2 protein-coding genes are annotated in these 2,204 nt (G+C 65.1%); both read right to left on the bottom strand.

Translation table 11 applies throughout. The features are described 5' to 3' along the window. Positions 1-81 precede the first annotated feature (81 nt). Positions 82-1,287: an NAD(P)/FAD-dependent oxidoreductase gene (locus AC1DS3_RS37965; protein WP_477129283.1), complete on the bottom strand. Its 1,206-nt coding sequence runs from the start codon at positions 1,285-1,287 to the stop codon at positions 82-84. Between the two features lie 463 nt (positions 1,288-1,750). Further along, a partial coding sequence (locus tag AC1DS3_RS37960) for a YbhB/YbcL family Raf kinase inhibitor-like protein (protein ID WP_477129282.1) occupies positions 1,751-2,204 on the bottom strand: 454 nt, incomplete at its 5' end.

The raw sequence follows: 2,204 nt of genomic DNA, 5'->3' as shown, positions 1-2,204 counted from the left end.
ACCCACCGGCGTGGCGAGCGCGATACGGCAGACAAGGACTAGGCCGGGCGACAGCGATTCTGGCCAGTCATCGCAAGGAAATTACGCGACCACGGTACGATCGGGATTGGCCGCGGCCAGTGCCTGCGCGCGATCGGCGCTGGGCGGATAGATCCACTCGGCGTTGATCCGGCCCTTGAGCGCCTTGGCATCCGCGCCAACGAGCTTCACTTCGCGCTCCCAGCCCTCGGTGTAGACCGCGCCCCACGGACCCAGGTCCAGGCAGGTGACGTACCTCGGCTGGCGGTAGGGGATCGGTGCGAGGCCGAGCAGGTCCGCGGCAACGTTGTGCCCCGCCGAGCGGCCAAGGTTCATCGCGTGCTGGCACGACATCGCGGCATAGTTGCCATCATCGTCCGTGGCGGCATAGGCGACATCACCGGTGGCAAACACGGCATCCACGCCCTTGACGCGCAGGTTGCTGTCCACATGCAGGCGACCGAATGCATCGCGCTGCGCGGGGATCTGCTGCGTGAGCGCGCTGGCGCGCACGCCCGCCGTCCAGATCACCGTCTTGGCATCGATGCGCTCGCCGTCCGCCGTGGTCAGGCCGTTCTCGTCGACCGACGCCACCGACGCGCCTAGCCGCCAGGTCACGCCAAGCGCTTCAAGCGCTTGCGTGATGACGGGACGCGGGCCGGCGCCGAGCTCGGCGGCCACCTCGTCATGGCGATCGACCACGATGACGTTCACCTCGGCGTCCTCGCCCAGCGCTTCGCGCAGGCGCGCCGGCATTTCGGCCGCGGTCTCGATGCCGGTGAAGCCGCCACCGGCCACCACGATGGTATTGCGCGCGGCGGATGCCGGATGATCGGCAAGGCGCTTGATATGCGCCTCCAGCTCGGCCGCCTCATCGATCTGGTCCACGCTGAATGCATGCTTGTCCAGGCCCGGGATCTGCGGGCGGAACAGGCGGCTGCCCGTCGCGAGCACGAGGCGGTCATAGGACAGCGTTGACCTCGCTTGATCGACGCCAACCACCTCGACTTCATTGCGGCTCGCATGGATGCGCTCGACGGTGCCCTGGATGAACCTGACGCCRACCGCATYGAAGATSTCSTKSAGCGGCGCCCKCATCYGCGCRGCACCYRCYTCATAGARGCGCGGACGCACATGCAGTTCCGGCTGGGGCGCGATCAGTGCGATCTCCACATCCTTCTGGCCGTGCAGGTCGATCAGGCGCGCCGCGCTCAGGGCACTCCACATRCCGGCGAAGCCGGCGCCAACGATCAGGATACGTTTAGCCATCATGCAACTCCTCTGAATTTACGCTTGCGTTCAAGCCGCCGGACCTCGCACGCTGTGCGACGCGCCGGCCCATAACTCCGATTCTATGAGTCGTAGTTTTGAAACTCAAGGGATTTTTTCGGCGCGCGTTGCCAACGGCGAGTTCGCCGCATGCGGCGACGATGCGCCTTGCCTGCGGCAGCAGCACGAAATCGTAGCGAGAGGATCGAGCCCGCCAAGCATCATTGCGTGATGTTCGACATCACGTTGGCGCGCTATTGGCAGCGGTGCTGGTTGCAGCCCTGTGATGGCCGCCGCCGCGCGGGCAACACTCGCGCAGCGCCGGCGTGGCGGGTCATGGTGTATTGCTGTTGTGGCAATTGCCGGGGTATTTCCGAGCGTGATTGTGAAGCGCTATTGCTGATGGCCCGATGCCCGTAGCCTCTTGCTCATGAAAGGTGCGCTCAAAAAGCTGCGCCACCGTTTAGCGCGCATATCTTCCAATGACGCTTTGGCCGCCAAGCGCATGGCCCTTTAGCGCCTGCATCAGTTCGTCCCTGGTCAGGCCGGGCGGCAGCGCGGTTGGCGCAAGGTCTGTGGCGATGACGGTCAACACATAATGGTGCGGCGCATCACCAACCGGCGGACAAGGTCCTCGATAAATCGGCTCGCCGCGGACACTCTTGCCAATGGTGACGCCTTGGCCACTGGTCTGGCCCTCGCCTTCCTTCAGCTGGCCGCGATCGGCGGCGATGTTGTAGGCAACCCAATGCGAATTACCTAGCCCCATATTGCCGTCGGGATCCAGTAGCAGCACCGCCATGGACCTGGTGCCGGCGGGAAGATTCGACCACGACACCTGCGGCGACACGCCTTTGCCGCCGCAATCGGACGTATTGTTGCCATGCAGCGCAGGGATCGTCGCCCCGTCCGCGAAC

The organism is Cupriavidus sp. 01L46 (assembly GCF_056399905.1).
The sequence above is the reverse complement of the archived record's forward strand: the minus strand, read 5'-3'. Positions and strand labels throughout refer to the sequence as shown.